Origin of the sequence: Sphingobacterium sp. UDSM-2020, assembly GCF_016132525.1 — a bacterium.
In the GTDB taxonomy this organism is placed as follows: Bacteria; Bacteroidota; Bacteroidia; order Sphingobacteriales; family Sphingobacteriaceae; genus Sphingobacterium; species Sphingobacterium anhuiense.
Genome location: NZ_CP066166.1, coordinates 3,126,016 through 3,148,913 on the forward strand (window position 1 = coordinate 3,126,016; position 22,898 = coordinate 3,148,913).

17 protein-coding genes are annotated in these 22,898 nt (G+C 36.3%); all 17 read left to right on the forward strand.

The window, feature by feature from the left end:
• Positions 1-87 precede the first annotated feature (87 nt).
• Positions 88-2,040 (forward strand): TlpA family protein disulfide reductase, encoded by a 1,953-nt coding sequence (locus JAZ75_RS13220; protein WP_208695924.1) that lies wholly within the window; start codon positions 88-90, stop codon positions 2,038-2,040.
• Positions 2,041-2,180: 140 nt separating this feature from the next.
• On the forward strand, positions 2,181-2,936 hold the full coding sequence (locus JAZ75_RS13225) for an MgtC/SapB family protein (protein WP_021189984.1): 756 nt from the start codon (positions 2,181-2,183) through the stop codon (positions 2,934-2,936).
• A gap of 420 nt (positions 2,937-3,356) precedes the next feature.
• Entirely contained in the window at positions 3,357-4,172 is an 816-nt protein-coding gene (locus tag JAZ75_RS13230) for a GLPGLI family protein (protein WP_208695926.1), read from the forward strand.
• A gap of 22 nt (positions 4,173-4,194) precedes the next feature.
• Positions 4,195-6,843, forward strand: coding sequence for a hypothetical protein (locus tag JAZ75_RS13235; protein WP_208695928.1), 2,649 nt, complete (start codon positions 4,195-4,197; stop codon positions 6,841-6,843).
• A 100-nt stretch (positions 6,844-6,943) separates the two neighbouring features.
• Complete coding sequence (locus JAZ75_RS13240) at positions 6,944-7,777, forward strand: GLPGLI family protein (protein WP_208695930.1); 834 nt, start codon at positions 6,944-6,946, stop codon at positions 7,775-7,777.
• Positions 7,778-8,068: 291 nt separating this feature from the next.
• Positions 8,069-8,731, forward strand: a complete 663-nt coding sequence (locus tag JAZ75_RS13245; RefSeq protein WP_208695932.1) for a GLPGLI family protein — start codon at positions 8,069-8,071, stop codon at positions 8,729-8,731.
• Positions 8,732-8,762: 31 nt separating this feature from the next.
• Positions 8,763-9,017 carry a S41 family peptidase gene (locus JAZ75_RS13250; RefSeq protein WP_232789191.1) on the forward strand — a complete coding sequence of 85 codons (255 nt, stop codon included), beginning with the start codon at positions 8,763-8,765 and terminating at the stop codon, positions 9,015-9,017.
• Between the two features lie 450 nt (positions 9,018-9,467).
• Positions 9,468-10,013, forward strand: a complete 546-nt coding sequence (locus JAZ75_RS13255; RefSeq protein ID WP_208695936.1) for an RNA polymerase sigma-70 factor — start codon at positions 9,468-9,470, stop codon at positions 10,011-10,013.
• A 68-nt stretch (positions 10,014-10,081) separates the two neighbouring features.
• Positions 10,082-11,239 carry a FecR family protein gene (locus JAZ75_RS13260; RefSeq protein ID WP_208695938.1) on the forward strand — a complete coding sequence of 386 codons (1,158 nt, stop codon included), beginning with the start codon at positions 10,082-10,084 and terminating at the stop codon, positions 11,237-11,239.
• A 153-nt stretch (positions 11,240-11,392) separates the two neighbouring features.
• Positions 11,393-14,902 (forward strand): SusC/RagA family TonB-linked outer membrane protein, encoded by a 3,510-nt coding sequence (locus tag JAZ75_RS13265; RefSeq protein ID WP_208695940.1) that lies wholly within the window; start codon positions 11,393-11,395, stop codon positions 14,900-14,902.
• 2 nt (positions 14,903-14,904) lie between these two features.
• Positions 14,905-16,614, forward strand: coding sequence for a RagB/SusD family nutrient uptake outer membrane protein (locus tag JAZ75_RS13270; RefSeq protein ID WP_208695942.1), 1,710 nt, complete (start codon positions 14,905-14,907; stop codon positions 16,612-16,614).
• 27 nt (positions 16,615-16,641) lie between these two features.
• The gene (locus JAZ75_RS13275; RefSeq protein WP_208695944.1) at positions 16,642-18,711 is read left to right on the forward strand and encodes an alpha-L-fucosidase; all 2,070 of its coding nucleotides are present in this window, start codon (positions 16,642-16,644) and stop codon (positions 18,709-18,711) included.
• 1,010 nt (positions 18,712-19,721) lie between these two features.
• Positions 19,722-19,952 (forward strand): hypothetical protein, encoded by a 231-nt coding sequence (locus JAZ75_RS13280; RefSeq protein ID WP_208695945.1) that lies wholly within the window; start codon positions 19,722-19,724, stop codon positions 19,950-19,952.
• 60 nt (positions 19,953-20,012) lie between these two features.
• Positions 20,013-20,825: a GLPGLI family protein gene (locus tag JAZ75_RS13285; RefSeq protein ID WP_208695947.1), complete on the forward strand. Its 813-nt coding sequence runs from the start codon at positions 20,013-20,015 to the stop codon at positions 20,823-20,825.
• Positions 20,826-21,042: 217 nt separating this feature from the next.
• Positions 21,043-21,240 carry a hypothetical protein gene (locus tag JAZ75_RS13290; RefSeq protein ID WP_208695949.1) on the forward strand — a complete coding sequence of 66 codons (198 nt, stop codon included), beginning with the start codon at positions 21,043-21,045 and terminating at the stop codon, positions 21,238-21,240.
• A gap of 73 nt (positions 21,241-21,313) precedes the next feature.
• Complete coding sequence (locus tag JAZ75_RS13295) at positions 21,314-21,574, forward strand: DsbA family protein (RefSeq protein ID WP_208695951.1); 261 nt, start codon at positions 21,314-21,316, stop codon at positions 21,572-21,574.
• Between the two features lie 439 nt (positions 21,575-22,013).
• Entirely contained in the window at positions 22,014-22,838 is an 825-nt protein-coding gene (locus JAZ75_RS13300; RefSeq protein ID WP_208695953.1) for a GLPGLI family protein, read from the forward strand.
• The last annotated feature ends 60 nt before the right edge of the window (positions 22,839-22,898 follow it).

Genomic DNA, 22,898 nt, shown 5'->3' on the forward strand with positions numbered 1-22,898 from the left:
AATTTAAAACGAAACTTTTAGATTCAGAAAAACAAGGAATAACAAGTAGAAATTAATTATCTTTAAGTAAATTATAAACCATATTGTATGTTGAAATCAATTATAACCTTAGGAATCGCCATCCTATGCCAATCCATGTCCTATGCACAGACGGTAAGCAATCCCGAAATAGAATTTACGAATACCGGGTTATACAAGATTGAAAAGATACAAATGCTTCCCAGAGCTACTGTGGTTGATTTAAGAATTACTTTCTTACCAAATTGGTGGACCAAATTTGATAAAGATACCTACTTAGAAGATTGCGATACCAATAAGAAGTACTTTGTAGACTCATTACGTGGGGCAGTTTTAGGTAAAGAACTCTTTACTCCCGCATCAGGAGATACCTTAATTCAGTTGTTTTTTCCGCCCTTACCAAAAACTGTTAATAAAATCAATTATGGTGAGGCCAAATCAGCATTGTTATATGGTGTTTCTCTTTCTAAAAGCAATGATCAAGAGAAAAATACCACTATCCCAGAGTCAGTACAAAAATGGATGGATAGCCAAATTTCAAAGTCAAAAAATCAGCAAACTAGCGAACTAAAGAATGCTACATTTTTTCAAAAAGATAGCGCTAGCATTGTGGGATATATCAAAGGATATGACATTCGTTCAGCATTCACTAGCGGAATTATATATCATCAAAATTCTTTAACAAGAGAAGACTACCCCACTACCATACAGATTTATCCCGATGGCCGATTCGAGGTTAAAATGGAACTATTTCACCCCATGATGAATCATCTTTACATAAAGGACCAGCCGTTTCCATTCTATATCGAACCTGGACAAACCTTGGGAATGGTCTTGGACTGGAAAGATTTTCTTCAGATGGACCGCTATCGCGATCGTAGTTATACCATGAAGTATACAACTTATTTAGGTCCGTCTAAACAAATAAATGAACAAATCTGGAATTTTAAAATCAACGAACCCAATTACAGTATACTCAGAGAGGTTCAAAAAAATCAAACTCCAACTATTTTTCTTCAAAATCAGCTCCAAGCCTGGGATATAGAAATAAAGCGAATTGATGAAATATTAAAGAATAACCCTAGGTTGCCACTTGCAAGTCAGCTAATTCGAAACAATGCCAATCTCCTATATGCAAACTATATTTTTGATTATACAATAGGTCGAGATTATTACAGTAAACAAGATACGAACAATCAGATTTTAAAAATTGAAATAGAACCATCTTATTATAGTTTTATAAATCGATTAGACTTGGATGACTACATCCTATTCACTTCGCAAGAGTTTTCTACATTTATTAATCGATTTGAATTTTCACCGCTATTTGACAGGTTTAAGTACCAAAGTGATGAAAATCGGGAAGAGTTGCTATTAGAAAATTTTAAAAAAATATACCATACCCAGCATACACCCTTTATTTATCAGATTGCTCAACTTAGGGAAGTCAAAAGTTATATCGATGACATCTCAATAAATAGCGTACTTGACAAATATGTCCAAAGCTTTTTATCAAGTGTAGAGGCACCTTTGTTTCAAAATGAAGTTACACGATTACTGAAATTAAAAGAATTAAAAAAAACAGGTTATGAACTTCCGGATACTTTTGGCGCTAAAATATTCAAAAAATTGATTGAGAAGCATCAAGGGAAGGTATTGGTCATAGATTTTTGGGCGCAGTGGTGTGGTCCATGTCGGGCAGGAATCGAAAGTAGTGTAGACAAAAGAAAAAAATTAGCGGACAACCCTGATCTCGACTTCCTTTTCATTACAGACGAAAGAGGCACTCCAGATACCAAATTTTTTGAGGATTATAATCAGACAAATTTCCTTAAAAATTCCTATCGTGTTACTGCCGATGAATACCTTGCATTGCGAGAGTTATTCAAATTTAACGGTATACCGCGCTATATACTTGTTGATGAATCAGGCAAGATTAGAGATGATAACTTCGCTTCACACAATCTAGATTATGAATTGAGAAGAGTCTTTCCAGAAAAATTTAAAGACGTTGAATTATAGGGTTTACTCCAGCAATGCTATGATCTAGTATAATAAAAATAGAGGGTAGTAGCATAATAATTGGATTCAGCTCTTTTAAATTAAGATTTCATATCTATTTAAAGAAGTAAAGACTAACTTTAAAAAGATATTTTATAAGCATGAACATTCAATTTTTACTCATACAAACTGGTTATTTAGATTCGGTCGATTTTATTACACGAATTGCCATCGCATTTGCCTTAGGTCTTTCAATAGGAGCAGAACGTCAGTGGCGGGACAAGAGCGCAGGATTACGTACAAATGCGCTGGTCTCCATTGGTGCTGCTGCATACATGCTGTTATCAGTATACCTATATGGTGCCGATGGTGGCGATCCAGGACGTATTGCAGCACAGATTGTGACCGGTATCGGATTTCTTGGTGCAGGTGTCATTATGAAAGATGGCTTGACGATACGTGGCCTTAATACGGCTGCAACGATCTGGTGTTCGGCCGCGGTCGGCACGTTATGTGGTATGGCTTTATATATCGAAGCCACTATTGTGACCGGTGCGATCCTGTTTACTCATATTGCGATGGGACCGTTTAGTGATTGGTTAGGAGCATTAAAATCGTATAAAAGCAGAAAAGTACAGGAAGCCTTTTATTTAATCAAAGTAACCTGTAAAGTTGAAGATGAGACGGATATCCGGAGTCATATTGTTGGTCAGATTGAGAATAGACATACATATTTGCTACGATCTGTCCTACGCAATGTATCTGTCGAGAATGCAAACACAGTCATATTAAATGTAAAACTTTCCACAGTTGGTAAAAGTGACGATAAGATTGAAGAACTGATTTTTGAATTGACCAAAGTAAAGCACGTTCAGGAAGCAAGTTGGTTTTATTTAGGTAATTCTATGGAGAATTAAATCAGTGGTTTACTTTTTCATCGCCATATGTTCTTTTTGTAAAGTGTAAAAGAGATGGATAGTCAGACAGGATTATCCATCTCTTTTACACTTTTCGAATAATCAAAAACCATCTTTTTTTATCCTGAATTAGGGAATTCCCAAAGATAGAAAATCCACTTTCTTAATCAGTTCGCCATTATCATAATAGTTTTAGCTTTATTTAGGCTAAAAGCAATTCCTTCTCTGTAATATCACTGAACCTTATTTATTTGCGCTGAAAATTACGCAATCGATTGATTCAATTTATTAGTTTAATATTTGAGACTGTTTATTTATCTTTAAGTATAAACTTAAATTTTAATAACCACCAGTGGATCTTTCTGAATCAAATAAGAATAGTCAAGAAATTGGTTTGATCATTCTGTAATATCATGCGTTATGAAAATAATATTTTTCCCACTATTTTTTTTATTGTTTCAATTCACTGTTAAAGCTCAGGTCAAACCTGTGAAATTTGATACGAAGATCCTTTATAAGTTTACCTATCAGAGCGATAGTACTTCCATTACCTCCCGAAAAAGTGTTTTTACACAACTGACGATCGGTGAGCAAGAAAGTCATTTTCAGACCCTATCAAAATTTAGAGCTGATTCAGCATTGGCGCTGACACAGGGTAGTAACATGTTTGTCTACAGTTATGGTCGTATAGAGCCCAATAACTTTTTGATTGTGAAAAGAGGAGATGTTATTTCCACCTATGAGCCTTTAAACGGGATGGGATTTAGTGGAAATAATGAGCTGTCCTACTACGAGGAAAAGAAGGAGGTGATGCAATGGGAAATGCATCCGGACACTGCTCATATTCATGGTTTTGTTTGTCAAAAGGCGACTACAGATTGGGGTGGGAGAAAATGGACAGCGTGGTTCACCATGGATATCCCGATTTCAGATGGACCGTACAAGTTTTCTGGACTTCCGGGTTTAGTGTTATCGATATCAGATCAGGATAAGTATTTTACATTCGATATCGCTTCCATAGGTAAAGTAAATAGCATCTCATTCACTTTAGATCAGCTACGTCCAGATCTTGATCTTCAAAAGACAACAAAAGAATCTTTTTATAAAGACCGAAAAGATTTAAGAAACAATATGACCGCATATGCTTTAGCAACTGGAACAAGGTTGGATGAAGAAGCTAAACGAAGAGTCACACTAGATACAAAGACAGATAATAACCACATCGAGCGGCATTAATTTGATAAAAAAAAAGATCCATATGAGAGATAAGCTGTTTTTTACAGTCATTTTTATATTGGTTAGTGTCCATTCATTTGCCCAAACTGTTATTACGGGGAAATTACTCGACGAAAATCAAAAACCGATCGCTAATGTTTCGGTATCCTATAAAAAGATCAATTCTGCAGCGTTGTTGGGGTTTTCAAAAAGCGATGCAGGCGGAGCCTTCAAATTGACGATCAAAGGCACCGATGCAGATTCAATACAGATGGATTTTAATCATCTCAGCTATGCCAAACGTAGCGTACATATTGTCAATGCTAGCGCTAACTATGCTTATATTTTAAAAAGCGAGGTGAGGAAGATACAAGAAGTAAAGGTATCTGATGTACCCGTTTACAATCGAAAAGATACTATCAATTATAATGTAGCCTCTTTTACGGGAAAACAAGATCGGGTAATAGGTGATATTATCAAGAAGCTTCCAGGAGTAGAGATGCGTGGAGGTCAGATTTTTTATCAAGGTGAACCGATTCAGCAGTATCGCGTCAATGGTTTGGATATGATGGGCGGACGCTATGGAATTATCAATCAAAACCTTCCTGCAGATGCGGTTTTGAAAGTACAGATTCTTGAAAATCATCAACCGATTAAAATGTTGGATAAGTTGGTTTTTTCCAATCGCGCCACACTTAATCTGCAGCTTAAGAAATTTACCACTACAGGTACAGGTAAAATTGGTTTGGGTGCCACCCCAGCGCTTTGGGATGGCAATATAACACCGATGACATTTGCCAAGACCTTTCAAATACTCAATTCATTTCAGACAAACAATATTGGCGACGATGTGTCACAGCAGTTAAAACCATTCTATTCAGGTACCGGGTATTTTTCATCCCGGTCTAGCTTTTCCGATGGTCCGACCTATCTTTCTATTCGAGATGTGGCCACTCCGGGTTTCGATCAGAAAAAATGGTTGGACAATCAAATTTTTCTAGTGAGTAGCAATATGATTCAAAAGTTGAAGAGTGGTCTCGAAGTCAAAGGCAATTTTTCTTACTTCCATGATAATCGAAAGCGTCAAGGAACAACCACGACACAGTATTTTACAAATAAGGAAGTAATTCAAAATCAAGAAGTCGTGGACAATAGTTATGGTGTTGATGAGTTAAATATTGGGGTATTGGTCGAGAAAAATGAATCCAACATTTATCTCCGCAACAGTACCAATTATCGTAAGCAATGGAACAACAGTGTCGGAAATATCCTTTTTAATGAAGACACCCCTATACATCAGGACAAAAAATTTTTAGACGAAGCCTTTCTTAATTCTTTTTCACTTGGCCGTTTTATAGGTAAACAGTTGGTTAATATCACCTCTACGATAGAGTGGCACAGTACACCCCAACGTCTTTCAGTCAATCCAGGTCAATTTGAATCGTTGATCAATGAAGGGAAGCCATATGATCGGATGGGGCAGATCGTCCGTTTTAAGAGCTTTAATTTTGAAAACGGCTTGAGTCTATCCCGAAAGATTAAAAGATGGACATTCTCGCCCAGTATTCATCTGAACTATAATAGCAGTAAGTTGAACAGTCATATCGAGATCAAAGATCAGGAAGACGTTCGAAAATTGGACACCGGTTATTTCAATGATATGAATAGCGCGCAGATGCAGTTGCGTATGGCGCTCCAAATTGGAAAAGAAGTGCGTAAGTTTAGATACAGTTTCAATCTGCCATTCAGTCAATATTACTATAATGTCAAACAGCAGGGGATACAGCGCTTGAAAAATGAATTCCGGAGCAGTTGGAATCCATCTGCTTCGATGACCTATCTGCTTAACAGTAAGAACAGTCTCGGTGCAAACCTGAGCGGAGGGCGAAACTTTGGTGGGCTTGGCAACTTCTATAATGGTTACATCATTAGTCAGTATCGGAGTATCCAAAAGTATGATGCACGGTTACTTAAAGATGAAAATCTCAGTACTGGAATAAATTATGAGTATAAAAACACCTTGAAGGCACACTTTGCCAATCTGGGTTATAATGTCAGCATGAGCTGGCGCGACTACATGTTTAACACGGTATTGGACAGTTTGGGACGCAGCACCACTAGTATTAATAACCGTGATGCACAGAGTCTATCTCAAGGAATAAGAGGAGGGCTTTCCAAATTATTTATAAGCATCAAAACTGTTGCTAAAATGAGCGGAAACCTAAGTTGGAGTACTTCAGATTATCTGCTCAATGAGACTTTGGTCAAACAACATGTAAATAGCCAATCGTTAACTTTTGAGTTGATCAATTCGTCCTCATCCATGATTTCTGGAGATTATCGAGTTTCCATGGGGCGCACGCATAATAGATTGGCCGATGGGCTGAGCAATGAACTGTTGTACAACAATCATTTTTTTAACCTGGTATTAGTTCCCCATGAACGACATTTGATCACGTTGTCCAATTCTTTGTATGGAAATAATGTAAAGGCACAAAAGAGCCAATATTTTATGGATGCAACTTATCGGTTCCGGCTAACAAGATGGCGTACAGATTTAGAGTTGACGGCATCCAATATTTTGAATAATAGGAATTATTTGCAACAGTTCTCTTCAGATTATGAGCTTATACAAAGTTATTTCGAACTCAGGCCAAGACAGTTTTTGATAGCAATGAGATTTAAAATATAGAATTTATGATATACGACCAGCACTTTATCTGTGTTTCCTTTATATACCCTTTTTTAAGGGGCTTAAAATGATTAATTACCACCTTAACTTAATGATTCATATGAAGTATTGCCTTTTATTGTATTCCTTTATTTGTTCTTTTGGAGCCTATGCACAGACTACCGAATTTGCTTTCACAAGATCGTTTACATACAAATTAGTTTGTCAAGAAGATAGCACCAATTCATTAGGTAAAAAGGAAATCTTTTTTAACTTATTTACAAATGAGAAAGAATCGTTATTTCAATCCATTAAAGCGCTTCGTTCGGACTCAATTGATTATGTGAATAGAGCAGAAACCTCCAAGACATTTTCAGAATCGGGTCTTGCGGTCAATACTGTTTTTAAGTTTAATTTTAAAATTGTAAAATTTGAAGACGATATTATTGTCTATGACGAACCAATAGGAAGAAATGTAGATGGTAGTATATTATTATATCAATATAGAGAAAGTAAATCAGCTTTTTCAAATTGGGTATTAACAGCTGATACCTTACGTATTGGTCCTTATTTATGCCAAAAAGCAACCATTAATTTTGGCGGTCGAAATTGGGTTGCTTATTTTACTCCTGAAATTGCGTTAAGTGATGGCCCTTATAAATTTAGTGGATTACCAGGTCTCATTTTGAAAGTGCATGACGAACATAATTTTTGGTCATTTGAACTTATAGAAATTAAAAATTTATTGCTTGAAAAACCGATTACGATCAATTTTCAAGCAAGGTATCAAGTAGCAAAAAGTTCAAAAGAAGAAATGTATAAAGCAAGAAAGAGATATCAGGGAAACTTTTTAATGCACCTCAAAAGCGCAGGTTATAAGGTGGATGAGAATATCGAGAAAGTTTATAATGAAAAATTGAAAGCCGATAATAATTGGATTGAATTGCTGGAATAATATCTGCGTGTAACCCTTACTCTATCATAAAGGCAATAAAAAAAGAGATGATAAGATTATCTGACTATAGTCTTTGGCCTATTATTTCAATATATACAGAGTCGATTGGATTGTCAGTGGGCGAGTATGACGTTATTGTATAACAATCATTTTTTCAACCTTGTATTTGCTCCCCATGATCGACATTTGAACACGTTGTCCAATTCTTTGTATGGCAATAATGTCAAGGCACAAAAAAGTCAATATTTATAGATGCTACATATCGATTTAAGTGGCTATAAATTATTCATTATGTTAAGATATATAATAATCATTTTGTTTTTTTTACCTTTTTCGCTTTATTCTCAAAAATTAGATCATTCTTTTAGCGGAAGAGTATTGTACAATATATCTTTTAAACTTGATAGTACCTCGGCTAAAAATTATAATGAAGTAACCGAATTATTATTTAATGATAGTACATCATTATTTCGTTCTGTAAATTTTGGAAGGAGAGATTCTGCGCTCTATTCTTTAGAAAAAAACGGAGATTTTGAAGGATATCTCATGTCATTTTTTGGAGAGACCCTAACTGTACTTCCATTTCAAATTTTGAAACAGCATAATTCAATGTTTACATTCCAGAATTTAAATGCAGGAAACGGAATTAATGTATTTTGTTATATGGAGCCATCAAATAGTATTGAATGGAGGTTAATCGATTCTACAAAAATTATTGGGGGTATGCAGTGCCAAAAGGTAGAGGGTAAATATGCTGGTAGGAATTGGGAGGTCTGGTTCACAAATGAAATCCCTATTAATGATGGTCCATATAAATTTTCAGGTTTACCAGGGTTCGTGATTTCGGCAATAGATGATACCAAGACATGGAAATTTGAATGTTTAGAAATTAAAACAAGCTTAGCAAAAGAAGTAAATTTAAATCGGTATCTAAGAACTGGTATTGGTCAATGAAATATCTCAGAGCCAATCCGAATACACTGCAATGGCATTGCGTGCTCTCCCAAACTCTTTAATCGTTGGAAATACCACTGCTGGAGCTGACGGCGATGTTTCGTATATAAACTTACCAGGAGGCATATCAACTACAATATCCGGATTAGGCATATATTATCCTGATGGTAGAGAGACTCAAAGAGTAGGTATTGTTCCAGATATTATAGTCAATCCAACAATAAGTGGCGTGAAGAGTGGGAAAGATGAAGTGTTGGATAAAGCAGTAGAAATATTGAGACACTGATTTCGTCTTATTTTCAAATGTGTTCTGCTAAAGTTTATTCGTCATAAGGTTGCAATGGCGAATATTTAGATAAAAATATTGGATTTATATTGCTATTATTTATTGTATTGGTCATACCTGCGATCTTTTATATTTAAGGTAATAAAATCTCTACGTGATATGATTGGATTTTGTTTCTCCGTTCTCTCACATACTGATAGCGGAAAGTTCGTTGATTGAGCTTTATTTTGCAATTATTTATTGAAGGTTGACCTGTTTCGATTTTAAACTATCTTTTAAATGAATTTTTTGTACTGATGTAAACTTTCAGAATTGTTTTTATATCTACGGTGATATTCGTAAGTTTATCAAATCATTCAAACCAATTCTGATTCAAATTTCAAAGAATTGAATCTGTATCGACTTATGAAGCGTTATGATGAATATTCAGATATTGAACTGCTTGATCTTATGAAAAAAGATCATGAGCAGGCACTTTCTGCGCTTTATCACCGCTATTGGAACAAATTGCTTGTTGTTGCGGCTCATCGGCTTGATGATATTACGATAGCAGAGGAATGTGTACAAGATCTATTCTGTAGTTTATGGAGCCGTAGGCATACATTGATTCTTCGATTTTCATTGGCGACATATCTTTCTGTATCGATAAAATATCAGGTAATTAAACAGCTGGATCTCCAATACCGTAAGGCTGAACGAAAAGAAAAGTATATTTCCGATTATGCCTCATCGATTCATCTAGCATCGGCAGATGAATCCATTTTAGAAAAAGAAATGATTGAACGTATTTCTGCTGCTATCAATAGATTGCCAGATAAATGTCGCATTGTTTTCAAATTGAGCCGTGAAGAAGGAATGCCTAATAAGCAGATCGCCGCTGAATTAGGTATTGCAGAAAAAACAGTTGAAGCACATATCTCCAAAGCTTTAAAAGATTTGCGTACTGATCTGGTCACGATTTCTCCGCTTTTGTTATTCTATTTATTCGAAAAATAATTTTTTTTTCATCTTGACTAAGGGTCGGTCTGATTTTTCAGTACTATATCTTCAAATTACCCCAAATTATGATGCAAGAATACGACAAAGAACTTTTGTTGAAGATAGCCTATAAGCTAAAACTAGGTCAAGCTAGCCCTGAGGAACAGGATTATTTTGACCGGTGGTATCGTGAACATAAGGATGATATCTTAGAACTACCTGAGGGGTATGTACCGCATGTGGAAATGATCCGCGATCGTATGCATGAAAATATTATGCATAGAATAACTGCAGAACAATTTCCAAAGAATAAAAACAATCCAAAGAAATGGTGGAGTATTGCGGCCGCAGCTCTCCTTATTATGGGGTTGTTTTTTTATTTCCAAAACAATGGATATGTAAATGGAAGGGATCCTAAACAAGCGGCTGTAGATACTGTCATATTACCAGGTAAGCAATCTGCAACGCTTACATTATCAGACGGCAAGAAAATAAAATTATCCGATATCAAGACTGGTCAAACGGTAAAGGCAGATGGTGCTCTGATTATTAAAGCCGCAGATGGCAGTTTGATTTACGAGGTTGATCATACATTTACTGGAAGAATGAAATTAAATACCGTTGCAACTATGAACGGAGAAACTTATACCATCAACCTTCCTGATGGTACGCTGGTATGGTTAAATGCTGGATCATCCTTACAATATCCTGTTGTTTTTGATAAAAAGGAGCGAAAGGTAACTTTGACTGGTGAAGCTTATTTTGAAGTAGCATCGAATAAAAAAGTCCCTTTTAACGTTGTCAGCGGAAAACAGACTGTTGAAGTATTGGGAACTCATTTTAATATCAATGCTTACGATAATGAAAAGTATATAAAAACAACTTTACTGGAAGGACGTGTAAAGGTTAAAAATGACGATGTAGTTTCAATTTTAAATGTAGGGCAGCAGTCTCGCGTTAACAAAGAGAAAGATGGAATTGATGTCTTGGAAGTTGATCTGGAGGAAGCAGTGGCTTGGAAAGAGGGATATTTTAGATTCAATAATGAAAGTATTGAAAGTGTCATGAGAAAAGTTGCACGATGGTACAATATCGATGTTTCATTTCAAGGAGTGATATCTAAAGAAAAATTTAATGGTACGGTATCTCGAAATAAGGATATAGATCAGGTATTGGAAATATTGGAATTGACGAATGCGGTGCATTTCAAGATCAAGGGAAGGAGGGTTATTGTGATGGAATAGCTATACCACTATAGTAATCAAAGAAAACCAGGATTGACGCTAATCAAAATCCTGGTCTTGTTTGGACGATTTAATTTATTGCTAATGTATTATAAACCACGAATATCAGCCATCTGGACAATGTATTGATATTCGTATAACCAAACTTAACAAATGTATGAAAATTTAAGACCAAATCTACGGCCTTCTACTATGGGCGTAGCTAAAATCCTATTGGTTATGAAACTGATTGTTGTATTAATGATTGCCATGGTACTCAGGGTGAATGGAAGCTCATTTGCTCAAAATGTAACATTGTCGGAGCGAAATGCTCCGCTGGCAAATATCTTGGAAAAGGTTAGAAAACAGACGGGTTATGATTTTCTGGTGACTGAGAGTATGTTGATTAATGCTAAACCGGTTACCATTAATGCTAAAAATGAAAAGGTATCAACAGTTTTGACTAAGATCTTTGAGCATCAGAATTTAAATTTTAAAATTAAAAATAGTTCGATCATTGTTAGTAGTAAGTCGGTAACCTTAGAAGTTGAAGAAATTGAGAAACCGGTGCAGGATAACCTATCGGGTAAAGTTGTGGATAGCAAAGGAATGCCGATTACGGGTGCTACGATTAAAATTAAGGGTGGTACGCAAACGGCGGTGAGTGGTGAGGGCGGTCGGTTTCAACTACGTACTGCTGATAAGAGTGCGACACTTATTGTTTCATTTGTGGGGTATGAAACTCAGGAAGTTCGTGCAACAGCTGCAAATTTAACCATTACAATGACCCAAACTATGAGTGGTTTAGATGAGGTGGTTGTGGTTGGTTACGGTACGCAGAAAAAAATTAACCTAACTGGAGCTGTCAGTTCTGTTGGTTCTGAAGTACTTGAAAATCGTATGATTACGAGCCTAGGTGCTGGTTTACAAGGTGCTGTTCCTAACCTTAATATCGGAATTTCCAATGGTCGCCCAGGTTCTGGTGCTAGTTTTAATATAAGAGGCTATACTTCGTTGAATGGTGGCGGACCGCTTATTCTTGTTGATGGTGTTCAGATGGATCCCAATCAGCTCAATCCGCAAGATGTGCAGAACGTAACGGTTCTAAAAGATGCAGCAGCATCTGCTATTTATGGAGCACGTGCAGCATATGGAGTTGTTTTGATCACGACCAAAAATGGAAACTATAATGCGGGGACACGTGTCAATTATTCTTTCAATCAAGGTTTTTCCAGACCGACCACTATTCCAAAGACGGTCAATTCTTTAGAATATGTCGATATGTATAAATATGCGGACCTGACGGGTAACCTTTCTGGTGGTGGTCGTGGATCGGAAGTTTGGACAGATACTGATATTGAAAAAATGAAGGAATACATGGCCAATCCAATTCCTGAAAATGCGGTCTATATTGATCCAAGTAATCCTACACGCTACCGTTATGTTGGCAATACCGATTGGTGGGAAGAAATGTTTCCGGGATGGGCGCCTATGAGCGAACACAATTTGGGTCTGACTGGAGGTAGTGAGAAAATAAAATACCACACTTCACTGGGTTACTTAAATCAAGGTGGTTTGTTTAAATCGGCGAACCAAAAATACAAGCGTTATAATGTCAATATGGGATTGGAGACAAAAGTAACCTCTTGGTTGGATCTGAATGCTAAGGTTCGTTTAAATCGTAAGGAGGATGACAAGCCCGCGCGATCTGCCGCTATTGAGGGTATTTTTGGAGATCGTATTGCTACAGATCTAAGACCTAATATTCCGATTAGACATCCAGATGGTCATTACTCGGGCCAGGGTAGTACGACCAATCCATTTGCTATGAACGAGTATAATGGACGTGATACTTACCAGTCCGATGATATCTGGTTGACGGGGGGATTCAATATTCATCCGCTTAAAAACTTTAAAGTGGTAGGAGATTTGACCTGGAATAGCTATAATTATAACAATAAGATCAACACAAAATCATATGATGAATATGGAGCGGTTCCTGCTGGTCAAGATCCTACAAATCCGGCCAATGCTTATCTGGTAGGACCTTACCCACATAACCGTGTGCCTTGGGTTTCGGAGAGTAACTCAAAGGATCGTTATACAGCGATCAATATTTATGCGGAGTATGAAAATACCTTCGCTGAAAAGCATTATCTAAAAGCTATGGCAGGATATAATAGGGAAGAGAAGATTTATAGTAATTTTAGTGCACGTGCTAAAAACCTGTTGAATCAAGATTTTCCATATCTCAATTTAAATAATGACGATAAGCCTATCGTAGGCTCTCTACCGTTGGATTGGGCGCTTTTGGGACAGTTTTTTCGCGTTAATTATATATATGATAATCGTTATCTAATAGAAATCAACGGTAGACATGATGGTTCTTCACGTTTTGCTGCAGATAAACGCTATGTCTTTAGCCCTTCGGCAAGTGTTGCATGGCGCCTTTCGAATGAAGAATATTTAAGTTTCTTAAAACCAACTTTTAACGATTTAAAAATCAGAGCTTCTTATGGTACACTACCTAATCAAAGCATTGATTTGAATAGTAATCCGACTAATGGTTCACTATACCCATACATTGCGACGATGCCTTATGGTACGACCAATTATATCTTTGGAAATGCTAATCAATCCTATATTACAGCTCCTGGACTTGTAAGTACGTTGTTTACCTGGGAAAAAGTGACATCTAAGAATATTGGTTTAGATTTTGCCCTGTTGGACAATAAATTGAGTGGTTCATTTGATTTATACCGCAGAGATACCCGTGATATGTTGGTGGGTGGACAGCCATTGCCAGCGATTCTGGGTGTTGGTGCTCCTAATAGAAATGCGGCGGATCTGAAAACAACAGGCTGGGAGTTTGAAGTTAAATACAACAATAAGATCGATGACTTCAACTATTTTGTCAGCTTTAATATGAGTGATAATAAGGCTAAGATCACCAAATATGACCTTAACCCAACGGGTGAGTTAACATCACATTATGTCGGTAAGCAAATCGATGAAATATGGGGCTATACTTCCAATGGATTATATCAGAGTGATGCCGAAGCGAATGATGGCTTGAATAAAGAACGACTTTTTTCGGGAACGTGGCTTGGTGGTGACGTTCGTTTTGAAGATTTGAATGGGGATAAAAAAATTGATAACGGTAGCAATACGTTGAGTAATTCGGGTGATATGCGTATTATCGGTAATCAAACTGCTCGATACTCTTATGGTATGCGTTTCGGTGCTGATTATAAAAACTTTGATTTATCGGTATTCTTGCAAGGTGTAGGACGTCGTGATGCGGTAGTAGGTGGTACTTATTTTTATGCATTTGGTGGTGGTGAATGGGATGTGCCAACTAAAAATCAAATGGACTACTGGACGCCAAAAAATCAAGATGCGTATTTTCCACGTCTCCGTTTTGGAGGGAATGGTAATACGGTGACTTCGACCCGTTATCTGCAGGATGCTTCTTATATGCGCATCAAAAATATCACGATCGGTTATTCTGTGCCAAGTTTGATTTTGAAACGAGCGAAAATTGAAAAGATCCGCTTATTCTTCTCTGGAGAAAACTTGTTCACCTTTACCAAGATGTTTGACAATTTTGATCCAGAGCAATTAGACAGAACTGCGTATCCATTAAGTAAAAATATCTCCTTTGGAGCTCAAATCACATTCTAGCCATGAAATACAACCATAAATATTTGAATATATTGCTCGCTTCAGGTCTTTTCTTTAGTCTGAATAGCTGTAAGGATGATGGATTTTTAGATCGTTATCCTAAAAATGAATTTAGTGAGGTGACTTATTTTAAAAGTGAAAACGATTTAAAATTGTTTGCCAATCTATTTTATAATAATTTACCATTTGTGAACAATTATTCGGCTGATAATAATTCGGATAATATGCTTCCAGCGACTTCCGATGCTTTGTTGGGCGGTACAGTTTCAGTCCCTTCTGCTGGCGGAGGTTGGGCTACTGATGACTGGCTTCCGATTCGTAGATGTAATTACTTCCTTAAGCGTTATGAACAAGTACAATCGACCAATAAGGAGCGTTATGCTGCCGAAGTGCGTTTTTTTCGGGCACTCTTCTATTGGCAAAAAGTAACGGCTTTTGGTGATGTTCCATTGGTACTATCGGATCTGGATGAGACCTCTCCAGAATTGTATGGACCTCGTGTCAAGCGTAATGAAGTGATGGATCAGGTTTTGTTGGATTTAACATATGCCGCGAGTAATCTACCTGAAAAAGGTTCTGAAGAAACGGGGCGTCTAAATAAGGATATTGCAAATGCTTTGTTGTCACGAATCGCTTTATGGGAAGGAACTTTTCGTAAGTATCACGGCTTGGGCGACCCCCTGCCTGTACTGCAGGCATCTTTAACGGCTTCTGAGGCTTTGATAAATGGTGGAAAGTACCGTTTGTATACTACAGGAAATGTGGATAAAGATTATCAAGATTTATTTACGCAGACTGATCTGAAATCAAACCCTGAGTCGATTATGCATTGGGCTTATATTATTGGAACCTTGACGCAAGGTTATACGCGTACTGCAAATGAGAATAATACAGGTGTCAGTAAGGATCTGATGGAGGCTTACTTGTACAAAGATGGAAAACCTAGCGGTTTGACTTCTTTTCCAACGGATGATAGCGAACCTGCTAAAGAGGCGGAAAATAGAGATCCTCGATATAAGCAAACGGTTGCCAGCCCGGGTTTTATCTATCGGATAGGTACAAGTACGGTTGCACCACTTGCTTATGGGCTTCCTTTGATCGGAACGTCTCAGACTTCTAGTGGATATTGGTTAATCAAAGGGCGGTCAAGTGATCCTGTTCAAGAGATCGCGAATCAATCGGATATTGATGCTTTTATTTTTAGATATGCAGAGGTATTGCTGAATTATGCAGAGGCAAAGTATGAAATTAATAAAACGCTAAGTCAAACTGATCTGGATAAAAGTATTAATTTACTTCGTGACCGTGTAGGTATGCCACATTTAACAGCAATGGTTTCAGCAGACCCACGTGCGGTTGATTATGGATATGTGGTGACGCCTTTACTGTACGAAATACGTCGAGAGCGCCGTATCGAACTCATGGGAGAGGGATTTCGATTGAATGATATCAAAAGATGGAAAGCCGGAAAACTTATCGAAGGTATAAAAACGGTGAGGGGAATGAAGCTGGATGCTGATTTGAGGAAAAAGTATAGTTATGATGTGAGTAAGATTGCGACTGATAATAATGCTTTGATCATTGTAAATACGAACTACAGTAATGGTCGCAAATGGAACGATAAATACTATTTTAATCCAATACCATTGAATCAAATAAGCCTTACTGCAGGCAAGCCAGGTGCTTATGTGCAGAATCCGGGATGGGAATAATTGGATAAACTGATAGATTAATAAGGAATGAATTATATCAAAAAAAGTCTAGCGCTAGGAGTAATAACCCTTATTACGACATGGCATGTCAATGCGCAGCAGGCCGCTCCAGCGCCCTATGGGGCACTGCCAAGTGCTGACCAGGTTTCATGGCAGAAATTAGGATACTATATGTTTATCCATTTCGGACCGAATACTTTTACAGATAAGGAATGGGGTGATGGCAAGGAAAGCCCTATGGTTTTTAATCCAACTGATCTCGATGCGCGTCAATGGGCTAAAACAGCTAAAGATGCAGGTATGAAAGCTATTATTATAACCGCTAAGCATCACGATGGTTTTTGTTTATGGCCAAGTAAATACAGTACGCATACGGTACGTGAAAGTCCATGGAAAGGTGGCAAGGGTGATGTATTAAAAGATCTCTCTGAAGCTTGTAAAGAATACGGATTGAAGTTTGGGGTATATCTGTCTCCTTGGGATCAAAATCATCCTTCATATGGAACTCCTGAATACAACGATATCTTTGCCAAAACGCTGGAAGAGGTGTTGACCAATTATGGTGATATCTATGAGATGTGGTTTGATGGTGCAAATGGAGAGGGACCAAACGGTAAAAAGCAAGTTTACGATTGGCCATTGTTTCGTAGTGTGGTGTATAAGCATCAGCCTCATGCGGTTATATTTAGCGACATTGGGCCAGGAGCTCGCTGGATCGGCAATGAGTCTGGCTTTGCTGGAGAAACCAACTGGAGCACGCTCAATACGGATGGTTTTGGAATGGGAAAGGATGCACCAAAACAAGCGATCTTAAATTCTGGTGATGAAAACGGTAAATATTGGATACCTGGTGAGGTGGATGTCTCCATTAGACCTGGATGGTTTTACAGCCCGGATACAGATAATAAAGTCAAGACCTTGAGCCAATTGCTGGGTATTTATTATACTTCAGTGGGACGTAATGCTAATTTGCTACTCAATGTTCCTGTTAGCCGTACTGGAAAGATTCATCCGACAGATTCGACACGCTTAATGGAGCTTAGAGCTGTTGTGGATGCTACTTTTAAGACAAATTTAGCTAAAGAGAAAACTGTATTGATCAATACGACTCGCGCACCTCAACTCACAGATGGAAATTATGATACTTATTGGGGAGCTGAAGGCAACGCTAAAAAAGCAGTTTTGACACTTGATTTGGGAACAAAAACAAAGTTAAATCGTTTACTTCTACAGGAGTATATTCCGCTTGGACAGCGGGTAAGATCCTTTGAAGTAGCCTATTGGAATGGTCAGAAATATTTAGCACTGGTTAAGCAAAGCACAATAGGGTATAAAAGAATCCTTGCTTTTCCGACAATAGCGACGAATAAACTCCGGATTACACTGGAGGCTAATGCCGCGCCAGTTCTTTCTGAAATTCAGGTTTATTTAGCTCCAGAAATGCTTGATGTACCTGTTATCAATGGAACCAAGGAAGGAATAGTATCTATTAAGACGAATAGTCCGGATCCGATTGTTACTTATACACTAGACGGTAGTGAACCCAATATGAAAAGTATGCGTTATAATCAACCCTTTGAGCTGACAAAAGGAGGAACTGTAAAGGCAAAGGCTTTTATTAATAACGGAAAAGATTTTAGCGATGTGGTGATCGCAGATTTTGATCTTTCGACAGCCGATTGGAAAGTCTTGCATGCAAGTGAATCTAAAAAAGAATCGCAGATAAACAGGGCCTTTGATGGTAACGGTAGGACTAGTTGGGAAGCTAATCCTGCTGGATCTACGGGTATTTATGAAATCGCAATTGATATGGGTAAGGAAATGGAAATCGCAGGATTTACTTATACACCTGCTAACAATGGTAATACGGGCGGAACTGTTACAAAATACAATTTTTACGTTAGTAGGAACGGAAAAGATTGGGATCGTATCCTGACAGATAAAGTATTTGGAAATATCAATAATAATCCGGTAAAACAGCAGGTGATGTTCCCAAGTAAAAAGCAGGCTCGCTTTATTAAATTGGAATCCCTCGCGGTAATTGGTGCCGATCAAAGTGGAATGAAAATAAATGAAATCGGCGTGATTGTAAAGTAAAGTATAAATAGCAGATGTGATCAATCTTTCTAATTAAGGTTGTCAGCGAGCAATAAAAGAAAGTTTATTGCTCGCTCTGTTTAATTGAAAGAAACTCTCATTAAGATGCGGATCGAAATTTGGGTTTTATTATGATCTGATAAGAAAAGTCTTTAAGGCACAAAGACAGCTCTCCCTTTGGTCTTTCCACTTCTTATATGCTCATAAACTTCATTTGCTTGATCGAGTTTAAATTCCTCTATCTCAATCAATATAAGTTAAATTCTTTCAATTATCTTCCTTTTTCAATTTACAGTAACTACAATATTCTTACCTTCAGCAAGTACATATCAGCGCAGGATTAGGCCTAAATAATTTTTAGCATTTGCATATCGAATGCGTTTTGTTATCATCGTATTCTGTAAATCAAGGTTTATGACCCGAAAGTAAATTCAAACTTCTGGATTTCGTTTATTTAGATCTATTATGTTATTCATTGACTAGTAGGTAATAGCCAATGCAAAAATTTCTGAATGTGTTAGAGCTGAATATTTATCCTTAAAAATCTCCTTAGATGTAATAATTCGTACGTATTATCGGTCGGAGTGAAACAGTAATTCATTTCGAGATGCAGTATTGAGTATATTTATGATTTTATTTGAATGGTTTGATAGCGTATATATTAAATGATGTTTTCGTCATTAAAATGGAAAAATCGATCGATTATTATTTTAACGATGTGAAATGATTACTAGCTTCACATTAAGCTTTGAATGTTATTGTATACTTAGAGTCTATTTGGAAATTCCTATCTGTGTGATTGTTTTTTAAGTTTATGCTTAAACTAGGTTTGCTAACTAATGGAGTCATGCTTGCATTTGTTTCTATTTTATTAAAAATTACGCAATCGATTGATTTGATTTAATGTTTTAATTTTTGATAACTGTTAATTATCTTAGAGTATAAACTTAAATTTAGAAGTCTTTTTATGTAGCATATAATAGTATTCTAATTAACCAAATATCTTATTTATGGGTAAATTTGATTTTCTGACAGGTAAAAGCAATAGTTATCTTTATTCTGCTTGTGCCTTTGTACTAGACAGTGCAAAGGTTAAGTACAATAAATCAAACCTTCAAAATCTCTTAGAATCTCATGTTGAGTATCCATCATTACTTTCTTTAAAAGATGTTTTAGCTGAATATGATGTTGTAAGCATGGCCGTCCGTAAAGGGAACCAGTTTATGAAGCCTTTGCAATAAGGCAAGGCTTCTGTTTTATTTTAAATTTTACAAAGATTAGGAATAAGGGAAATAATAATTATGATATACAAATGTAAAATCAGCCCATTGATCATCATGGCAGTGTTAGGGTTATTCATTGCTACAAAAAGCTTTGCCCAAAATTATAAGATTATTTACCTTGCTGCTTATCAACGTGACACGACAGAGTCTCATAAGATACGAGAAGAAGCACAATTAATTATTAACGAAGGGAGATCTTTGTTTCAGATGAGTAATCATGCACAGTTTGATTCTATCAGATATCATGGAATAGAAAGAAAAAAGTCGTCGAATTATACACCCTATCCAATTGACATTATTAAGGATTATAACACGAACAAGCTGACATTTTATGAAGATATTCTGAAAGATAAAAGTGTGTTTTATTATGATGAACCTATGTTAAATAAGGAAAACTGGCAATTATCGAGCGATACGATGACGATTGGAAATCATTTATGTCAGAAAGCTGAAATTGAATTTGGGAATAGAAAGTGGACAGCTTGGTTTGATCCAAATATCCCGATTAGTGATGGTCCTTACAAATTCGCTGGATTACCGGGTTTAATCGTAAAAATGAATGATGTAACAAATTCATGGTCTTTTATACTTTCAACCATAGAAAAGATAGGAGGAGATATAAAAATTAACTTATCATATTTACCAGAACCAAAGGAAATTGCGCGTGCAGACTTTCTTAAACTGAGGAAAGAGATGTTGGATAATATGATAGATATTCAAGAGGTTACTGGTACACTTAATCTTCGAATGAAAGGTGACGTCAATAATGTTAATATGAAAAAAAACTACGCTAATGCTCGTAAAAAGGATAACAATTGGATAGAGCGATAGTTTTACACATCTATTAATATTTTAATCAATTTTATATATAATTAAATTATTAATCTCCACTATTTATTTTCAATATCATTCAATTGATTTTTTACAAACAAAAGCACATCATGTATTTGTAGTTTTATTCTTAGGATTAGCCACTATGTTGCTCGTTTACTTTGTAATTCCAGTTATTAAGAGAGCAAATGATAGTAAGGAATATAGAAGTAAATGGATGAAATTACGTTACAATACATCCATTTTTAATTCATTGCTCCAAAATATTAATCCTGTTACAATTGCTATTGACGATTTAGGGATATTGATTGGAGATGAGCATGCCAGTATAGAGATTATTAAAGTATGTAATCCATTTTGCGGCCCGTGTGCTAAAGCACACCCTGATTTAGAGGAGATTGTGAAAAAAAAATAAAGATGTTAGCGTTCGGATAATTTTTACAGCTTCTGGAGATGAGCATGATGCTAAAACTGCTCCAGTACAGCATTTGTTAGCTATTCAAGAAAAGTATGGAAGATCTAAGGTAAACGAAGCATTGGATGCTTGGTACATGTTCACGAATAAGGATTATGTAACATTTGCTTCAAAATATCCGATGAATGGAGAACTGAAACTTCAAAGGGATAAAATAGTTGCTATGCGAAAGTGGTGTGATGATATGAAGATTCGGGCAACTCCAACAGTATTTATTAACGGTAAAGAATTGCCTGATCATTATAGCATAAAGGATCTCATTAATTTTTTCTAGAATAAGAATGCCTGAGCCAGTTCGAAATGTACTCAGGCAAACAGAAGGCTACCTGTAAAAGACATTACCATGCTATTCGGGAAATAGTGAATAGCAAGATTTGTTAAAATAAAAAACAAAGTTCTGAAAAAGATTTCATTAAAAAACTTGAATCTGAATGAGACAGCAGCCTTGTCTCGTGAACAATTGAAAAATGTGCTTGGTGGGTATGGTGGAGGAACTACTGGGACAATTCCATTGCCAACTGGAGGATCAAATTGCTCTTTTACTTGTGAATGTATAGGGACTGATGGTTCATATTACAATATATCTGTAAGTTGCGCCGGGTTAACATCAGATCAAATGGTAGGATTATGTGACAGCAAGTGTTAAATAAAAGATACATCCCGATTCAAATGAATCGGGATATATTCAAAGAATTAAAAAAAACATAATTAATATGAGAATATTTCTATTTTTAAACATTTTACTATTTTGTTTGTCTTTTTCTCATCTACAAGCGCAAGAAAAAGCTAATACAGATGTGATGCAGGCAACTTATAAGTTAGAATTGTTGCGAGATAGTCTTAATCCTAATAGTAAGAGAACACTGATGACCGAATTACTCATCTATCCCAATGAATCCTGGTTTAGAACGCTTTCGAGAGGTGTATTTGACACATTACAGTATTATCAATTACCCACTCGAAATCGATATAGCCCTCGTGATGAACATGAATTAAATTATATTATTAATAAAAATTATAACACAGGTGATATTCGTTATTATTCCCCTTTAAGGGCTATTTTTCAAGATTATTGTTATTACGATGAACATGTAAATCAGCAGGATTGGAAGATAACAACTGATACAATTGTTAGGAATGGCATCACTCTCCAGAAAGCAACACTAAATTACAGTAAGAGAAAATGGATAGCCTATTTTAACAAAGAGATCCCAATCAATGATGGTCCTTATAAGTTTTCAGGGCTTCCAGGACTTATTTTTGAGATATCAGACGAAAAAGGCACTTGGAAATTTTCTCTTCTGAGGCTAATCCACTCGAATCATAATTCCTTTAATTCAAATTTTTTAGAAAAAGCGAAATATATGAATAAAAAAGAATTCCATAGCTTACAGCGTCAATTATTTGAAAATAACGTACAAGATTCTGAAGCTCGTGGAGAAATTACTTTTAGGTCAGCAGATGAAAGACAACAAGCTATAGAAAGAAGAAAAGAAAAAAGTAAGACATATAATAATCCAATTGAATTAATCCGGTAGATGCTATTAATACAAAATATATTGTTTTTTAAAACACACGTTATCAAGACAGTAAAAAAC